Here is a 7,426-nt window from a genome sequence, read left to right on the forward strand (position 1 = left end):
AACCTCGGCAGCCACGACTACCAGATCATGGCCACCGAGGGCTACCAGAGCAACGCCACCTCCAACATCACCGTCAGCGAAGGATCGACACCCACCACCAACCCGACCACCCCGCCGCCGAACAACCCCGGCGGTGGCTGCACCGCGTCGCTGTCGGCCGGGCAGAGCTGGAGCGACCGGTACAACCTCAACGTCGCGGTCAGCGGCTCCAACAACTGGACCGTCACCATGAACGTGCCCTCGCCCGAGAAGATCAGCTCCACCTGGAACACCAGCGCCAGTTGGGACTCGAGCGGTCAGGTGATGACCGCCAAGCCCAACGGCAGCGGCAACAACTTCGGTGTGACCATCATGAAGAACGGCAATACGACCTGGCCCACGGTCTCCTGCAGCGCGTCCTGACCGACGGCACATCCGCGGCGATACGGTGGCTCGGCGGGATCACCCGCCGACCCACCCCGCGCCCGCCCCGGCCCCCGCCCCGCGCCCCCCCCCCCGCCCCTCCCCGGGCGCGTGGGGGGCGCGGCGGCCACCCCCCCCCCCCCCCACCCCGCGAGGTGACACGAGTAAGGCGATCAGCGGCGGTTCCGGCGGTTGCGGTACTCGGCGACGACGAGCTCGGTCAGCTCCTCCAGGGAGACCTCGGCGGTGGGCCTGTCGAAGGTGATCGCGCCGTGCTGGAGGAGATTGACGCGGTCGCAGACGTCGAGGACCTGGGCGTAGTTGTGCGCGATGATGATCACCGAGACGTCGCCGCGGGCCTTGAGGTCGCGGATCAGATCGAGGATGAGCGCGCCCTCGCGGGCGCCCATCGCCGCGAGCGGTTCGTCGAGCAACAGGATCTTGGCGTCGGAATAGACGGCGCGTGCCACCGCGACCGCCTGCCGCTGCCCTCCCGAGAGTTTGGCGACCGCGGTGTCGACGTTCGGGATGTTGACGCCTATGTCCGACAGGTGAGCACGGGCCAGGCGCCGCATGGCCCGATTGTTGAGCACGGGTCCGATGCGTAGCTCCCGGTTGAGGAACATGTTGTGGTAGACGGACAGCTCGTTGATGAGGGCGAGTCCCTGGTAGACGGTGTCGATGCCCAGCGACCGGGCATGGTCGACGCTGCGCAGCACCACCTCCCGGCCGTTGACGAGCATCCGGCCGGCGTCCGGTCGGTGGTAACCGCAGATGGTCTTGATGAGAGTGGACTTCCCCGCGCCGTTGTCCCCGATCAGGCCCAGCACCTCGCCCCGGCCCAGGCGCAGGCTGACGTCACGCAGAGCGGTCAGGGCGCCGAATCGTTTCGCCACGTGATCCACCCGCAGGACCTCGTCCGGCTGCGGAACGGGCCCGGTCATCACGATCCTCCCGACCGGCGCAGCCGCGCCAGGTACTGGTTGGCGATCATCGACAGCAGGATGGCGCCTCCCAGAATGATGGTGAAGGGATTGGCGCTGACGCCGATCAGGTTGAAACCGTTCTGCAACTCGGCCAGGATCAAGGCGCCCAGCAGCGCGCCGATCACCGTTCCGGAGCCGCCCGCGAGGGCCGTGCCTCCGATGACCGCGGCCGAGATCGCGGTGAAGGTCAGCGCCGTGCCGCCGCCGATGTTCGGGTCGATGCTGTTGATCCGAAATGCTTCCAGGATGCCGGCGAGCGCGCCCAGCATCGACGCCATCATGAAGTTTCCGACCTTGACCCGGTTCACCCTGATCCCGGCCTCCGTGGCGCCGACCAGGTTGCCCCCCACCGAGATCGTGTGCAATCCCCATCGGGTCCGGGTGAGCACCACGTGAAAGGTGAGGACGACACCCAGGCACCAGATGAGCGACGACCAGTCACCGGCCCCGAAGATCTGCCTGATCCGGCCCTGCGCGGCATCGGGGATCTGCGCGGGATAAGCGTGTGACGTGGTGAGCAGAATGCCGAGGAGCAGGTAGTACGAGCCGAGCGTGGCTACCAGCGACGGAACCTTCAGCTTGGTGACGACGATGCCGTTGCAGAAGCCGATGAACGCGGCGGCCCCGAACGCGAGCAGGAACGCCGGGATCACCGGCACCCCGTAGAGGTCGACGGCATAGTGCACGAGAAACGGTGCGAGCGCCGCGACGACGCCGACCGACAGGTCGATCTCCCCCGAGACGAGCAGCAGCACTATGCCCACCGCCACGATCGCGGCCGGCGCGGTGGCCTGCGCGACGTTACGCAGGTTGTCGTGGGTGAGGAAGGCCGCGCTGGAGGCCTGGAAGTAGACGGCCATGGCAACGGCGACGATCAGCACGCTTGCTTCGCGGAAGTGCACCAGCACCGTCGCCGCGCGGCGCAGTGCGGGGACGGGGCGCCGGTCGCGATCGCCCGGCACCTGCTGCTTCGGGAGCGTTTCCTGCATCAGGCGGTTCCCCGTCACTCGTGGGCGATGGCACCGGACAGTTCGACGAGCTTGACGGTGGACGACGACCCCTCGTACCGGGTCTGGGAGTTCTGGTACTGCCCGACGTTGTCCTTGGTGACGAAGAGCAGGCCGGTGTTGGTCTGCGGCGGCGAGATCAGCCCGCCGGAGATCTTGAATAGATAGAGGTAGAGAACCGGCAGGAAGCCCTGCAGGTAGGGCTGCTGGTCGATGGTGTAGTCGAGGTCGCCGTTCTTGATCGCGGCGAGCGTCTCCGGGATCAGGTCGAAGCCGCCGGCCACCTTGAGGCCCTTGCCCCGCATGTTGTACTTCTTGACCGTTTGACCCACAGCCTGCGTCGACCCGGCGTCCACGGCGAGCATGCCGGCCAATCCCGGATGGCCCTGCACGTACGCGTCGACGATGGAGAGTCCCTTCGTGACGTCGGCGTTGGTCGCCACCGTGCTGAAGGTGACCGCGCCGCCGGCGTCGGCGAAAGCCTGCTTCGCACCGTCGATCCGCGGCTGGATGTTCAGCTGCCCCGGCGTGGCGATGAATCCCACGACGGCGCCGGACTGCACCTGGGTCAGGGCCCGCTGCCCCAGCGCGTAGCCGGACTCGTACAACCCCTGCCCTACGTAGGTGAGCCGGTTGGTGCCCGGTTCACCCCGCGCACCGTCGGCGTTGTACGACACCACCGGGATGCCGCTCTCCAGCGCATGGTCCACGGGATCCTTGAACGCGGTCTTGTCCACCACGGCGACGGCGAGTCCGTCGGCCTTGCCGCTGATCGCCGTGTTGGTAGCGTTGACCATCTCGGCGACCACCGAGTTCTGCGACCCGGTCCACTGGAAGGAGCAGCCGAGCAGTTTGCAGGCGTCCTCCGCGCCGTACTGGGTGGGTGTGAAGAACGGGTTCGTCGTGACGTGGTTGACGAAGACGAACTTCCAGTTCGGCGTCTTCGGGAAGTTCCCGATGGCGTCCGCGCCGCTGTCCCCCTTCTCACCGCACGCGGACAGCAGGCCCGTCGCCGCGAGGGACGCGCTGGCCAGCCCGGTGCCGGCGAGCAACCGGCGGCGGCTCGTCCCACGTGGATGGAGTCGCTCGGCCGCCTGTTCGACGACCGGTGGAAGGTGGGTCATGTCAGGATCTCCTGTCGGCTTGTGCGCGGGACAGACCAAACCGTAGGCAGCCAGGGGATGTTCAGGTTCGATCCCGTTTTCTGAACAACAATCACTGGACACGGCGAGACCGCGACGACGACCGTTGGAGGTGCGGTGCCCCGACAGGAACGCCCTCTGGAGTCCGAGGACACTCCCCTGCTGCGGTTCGCGGGGGACCTGCGGCGACTGCGGCGAAGGGCCGGCCAGCCCTCATATCGCGAGCTCGGCAGGCGAATCCACTATTCGGCCGCGGCACTGTCCGATGCGCTGTCCGGCCGCCGGTTGCCCACTCTCGCCGTCACGGTGGCCTTCGTCCGGGCCTGCCACGGCGACGTCGACGAATGGACCGAACGGTGGCGCCATCTCGCCTCCGCCCAGCCCGGTTCGGGCATCGACACCCCCTCGCCGTATGTCGGCCTGGCCCCTTACCAGGTCGGTGACGCCGACCGCTTCTTCGGCCGCGAGGCTCTCACCGACACGCTGTCGACCCTGATCGACCAGCGCCCGTTCGTCGCGGTCTTCGGCTCCTCCGGCGCGGGGAAATCCTCGTTGCTCCGGGCCGGCCTGCTCGCCCGCACCCGGCGCTCCACGATCCTGGTCACGCCGGGAGCCGATCCGATCACCGAGCTGGCCGTCGCCGTGGCCAATCTGGCCGACGAGCCCGCCGACCGCGTTCGCCGCGACCTCGCGGCCGGTCCGGAGGCGTTGAAAGGCTGGCTCGCCAAAGCCGCCGACGACCTGCTGCTGGTGGTCGACCAGTTCGAGGAGGCTTTCACGCTCTGCGACGAGACCGCCCGGCTCTGGCTGATCCAGGCGCTGACCACCGCCGCCGGGCCACGCGCCCGGATCGTGATCGGCGTACGCGCCGATTTCTACGATCACTGCGCGCACCACCAGGAGCTGGTCACCGCCATGCATCGGGCCCAGGTGCTGGTCGGGCCGATGTCCACCGAAGAACTCCGATCGGCGATCACCGAGCCGGCCGCGCGGGCCGGGGCAACCATCGAGACGGCCCTGGTGGCCCGGCTCATCTCGGACGTCGCCGGGCAGCCCGCCGCGTTGCCGCTGGTGTCACACACGCTCACCGAGACCTGGCGGCGCCGGCGCGGCATGGTCCTGACGCTGACCAGCTATGAGGCTCTCGGCGGCATCGAACACTCTCTCGCCCGGACCGCCGAAAGCACGTTCGAGCAGCTGTCCGAGAACGATCAAAGAGCGGCCCGGCTGCTGTTCCTGCGCCTGGTGGTACCGGGCGACGGGACCGCGGACACCAAGCGGCGGGTCCCGCGCACCGACCTGGCGATGCCGGACGCCCTCCTCGACCGGTTCGCCACCACGCGGCTGATCACCATCGACCGCGACAGCGTCGAGCTGACCCACGAGGCGCTGCTGCGAGCGTGGCCAAGGCTGGCCGGCTGGATCGCTGAATACCGCGACGACCTGCGCACCCAGCACCGCCTCACCGAGGCGGCCGCGATCTGGGCGGCACACGGCCGTGACCCTGACACCCTCCTCCGCGGGGCGCGCCTCGAGCAGGCGGCTCTGTTGCGCGCCCAGCTCAATCCCGGCGAGCGCGAATTCCTCGACGCCGCCCTCGACGCCGAACAGGCCCGTGCCCGGGCCCATCGGCGGACCAACCGCCGGTTGCGCCGGCTCGCCGCCGGGCTGACGACGTTGGCCGTCCTGCTGGCCGGGACCGCGGTCGCCGCGGCCGTCGCCCAGCGCAGGGCGGCGCAGCAGCGTAACGAGGCGTTGTCGCTTCGGGCCTCGGACACCGCCCGTGACCTGATCGCCTCCCGGCCCCGCGACGCCGCGGCGCTGGCGCTGGCGGCCTACCGCCTCGCACCCACCGCCGAAGCCCGCGACGTGCTCCTGCTGGCCCATGCCGCCGCGGGCGCCACCACCCTGGGACGCGGTTTTTCGAGCCCACCCGGCCGGTTCGCGGTCACCTACGACACCCACAGCCGGGGGGAGCAGCTCTGGCGACGCGAGGGCACGACCTGGCGGCCGGCCGCCGTCCTGCCGACCGCGAACACCTACCTGCACCTGAGCAGCGGCGACGAACGCCGAGCCATCTACTGGTTCGAGAACACCCGCTCCGTTCTCTGGGACCTGACCGATCTCGATCACCCGCGCTTGCTCGACGTTCCGGCCGGCCTCGGACTGTTGAACGGCATGGACCGCACCGGCTCGGTGCTTGTCGCCGTCGGGACCGACAGGACCGCGAGAGTGTGGCGGGTGGGCGATCGATCCTTCCGCCGGTTGCCCGCCGTTGACGTCGTGGGGGCAGCCATCCTCTTCGACGGCTCCGGCATCGTCCTCAGCCGGCGCGACGGCGACCGGGACGCGATCGAGCGCTGGACTCTCGACGGCCGCCGGGTATCCACCATGTTGCATGTTCCGCATCCCGCGGTCCTCCGGTCCGGGCCGGCCGGGCTGATCCTCATCACCTCCTACCCGGGCTCCACCGGCGCGGTCGTCATGGACGCGACCGATCCCCGCGCCCCCCGTATCGTGGCCCGGGCCGGCGGCCTGGACGACACGACGGATGCCGCCTTCGACTCCTCCGGGAGAACGGTGGCCATCACCGACGGTGCCGAGGTGCGGATCTGGGACGTCGCGACCGGCCGGAAGCTGCTTTCCCTGCGCGTTCAGGGCCTGCGCCTGAGCTCTCCTCGACTCGACGGCAGCGCGCTGTCCATGCTGGATGATCGGTCGGCGTTGTGGCGGATCGATCATGATCTCGCGTCCGTGATCCACCAGACGTGCATCCAGCCCGCCGACGTCGACTGGAACCGATACTTCCCCGGCACAGCGCGAAGGCGGCTGTGCCCAGCCTGATGTCGGCGTCCGGCCACCGCCCTACTGCTTGCGGGCCACCCCGCCGTACACCGAGACCTGGCCGTCGTCCGGCGGCGGCTCGGTGGGATCGCCGAGGTCGGGCCGCCAGGCCGGAAGGACCTGGAGGCCGGGTTCGACGAGCTTGAGCCCGGTGAAGAACCCTGCGATCTCGGACCTGGAGCGGACCTTCATGGTGACGCCCTGACGGCGGTAGACCTCCGCCACCTGCTCCCACGCCTCGGGCCGGAAGTCCCCGGTGAGATGGGACAGGGCCAGATGGCTGCCCGGCGGCAGGCCGGCCAGGAGCCGGCGGACGATCGCCCCCGGATCGTCCTCGTCGCCGATGAAATGGAGGACCGCGATGAGCAGCAGACCCACCGGGCGGCTGAGGTCGAGGGCCCTGCCCAGGACCGCCGAGTCGAGGATTCTGTCGACGTCGCGCAGATCCGCGCCGAGGTAGTCGGTCCTGCCTTCGGGGTGGCTGGTCAGCAGGGCGCGGGCGTGGACCAGCACGATCGGATCGTTGTCCACATAGACGACCCGAGACCGGGGGTTGATCTCCTGGGCGACATGATGGACGTTCGGCGCGCTGGGAATCCCGGTGCCGATGTCGAGGAACTGATCGATGCCCTGCTCGGCCAGGAAGCGCACGGCCCGGCGCAGGAACAGCCGATTCTCCCGCGGGGGGATCCGGCTGTCCGGATTGGCCCGCAGGCCGCGCTGGGCCGCCTCGCGGTCGGCGGCGAAGTTGTCCTTGCCGCCGAGCAGGTAGTCGTACACCCGGGCCGGATGCGGCCGATCGGTGCGCAGGTCGATCCGGGTCTCGATGTTCGGCAGTTGCTCGGCCATTCGTGAACTCCCCTTCGCCACCCGTCCGGCGGGGCCGATCGTCGCACATCATCGAGGTAAAGGCTGTGGTGGGGGGGGGGCCCCCCGCCGCCCCCCCCCCCCCCCACAGTCGGTGGGCGGGGGGGCGATGGTGGGACGCGGGTTGTGGGTTGGCCTGTGTGTGTTGAGAGTGTACCGCATGGCGGTGCGGGGGGGC

General features: G+C 69.7%; 5 protein-coding genes and 1 pseudogene. 2 read left to right on the forward strand and 4 right to left on the reverse strand.

The genetic code is table 11. From position 1 onward, the window contains the following. Positions 1–402 (forward strand): annotated as a pseudogene (locus AB0F10_RS42770) (1,4-beta-xylanase); the annotation flags it as partial. Positions 403–575: 173 nt separating this feature from the next. Here AB0F10_RS42770 and AB0F10_RS42775 read toward each other — a convergent pair. The 3 genes from AB0F10_RS42775 to AB0F10_RS42785 are packed head-to-tail and all read right to left on the reverse strand — an operon-like array spanning position 576 to position 3,519. Beyond that, positions 576–1,346, reverse strand: a complete 771-nt coding sequence (locus tag AB0F10_RS42775) for an ATP-binding cassette domain-containing protein (RefSeq protein ID WP_360639535.1) — start codon at positions 1,344–1,346, stop codon at positions 576–578. Next, on the reverse strand, positions 1,346–2,377 hold the full coding sequence (locus tag AB0F10_RS42780; RefSeq protein ID WP_360639538.1) for an ABC transporter permease: 1,032 nt from the start codon (positions 2,375–2,377) through the stop codon (positions 1,346–1,348). The genes AB0F10_RS42775 and AB0F10_RS42780 overlap by 1 nt, the downstream gene beginning before the upstream one ends. Positions 2,378–2,391: 14 nt before the next feature. Next, a complete protein-coding gene (locus tag AB0F10_RS42785) occupies positions 2,392–3,519 on the reverse strand; it encodes a sugar ABC transporter substrate-binding protein (RefSeq protein WP_360639541.1) in 1,128 nt (375 codons plus the stop codon). A gap of 135 nt (positions 3,520–3,654) precedes the next feature. Between AB0F10_RS42785 and AB0F10_RS42790 the strand changes: the two genes are divergently transcribed. Continuing rightward, entirely contained in the window at positions 3,655–6,381 is a 2,727-nt protein-coding gene (locus tag AB0F10_RS42790; RefSeq protein WP_360639544.1) for a hypothetical protein, read from the forward strand. A gap of 21 nt (positions 6,382–6,402) precedes the next feature. Here the strand turns inward: AB0F10_RS42790 and AB0F10_RS42795 are convergent, their stop codons facing one another. Continuing rightward, positions 6,403–7,230: an SAM-dependent methyltransferase gene (locus AB0F10_RS42795; RefSeq protein WP_360639547.1), complete on the reverse strand. Its 828-nt coding sequence runs from the start codon at positions 7,228–7,230 to the stop codon at positions 6,403–6,405. Between the last annotated feature and the right edge of the window lie 196 nt (positions 7,231–7,426).

Source organism: Actinoplanes sp. NPDC026623, assembly GCF_040638275.1.
Lineage (GTDB): Bacteria > Actinomycetota > Actinomycetes > Mycobacteriales > Micromonosporaceae > Actinoplanes.

Bases quoted from the DNA above. Each gene is read 5' to 3' on its own strand.
- AB0F10_RS42780 (WP_360639538.1), bottom strand. From the start codon at position 2,377: ATGCAGGAAACGCTCCCGAAGCAGCAGGTGCCGGGCGATCGCGACCGG.
- AB0F10_RS42785 (WP_360639541.1), bottom strand. From the start codon at position 3,519: ATGACCCACCTTCCACCGGTCGTCGAACAGGCGGCCGAGCGACTCCAT.
- AB0F10_RS42795 (WP_360639547.1), bottom strand. From the start codon at position 7,230: ATGGCCGAGCAACTGCCGAACATCGAGACCCGGATCGACCTGCGCACC.
- AB0F10_RS42775 (WP_360639535.1), bottom strand. From the start codon at position 1,346: ATGACCGGGCCCGTTCCGCAGCCGGACGAGGTCCTGCGGGTGGATCAC.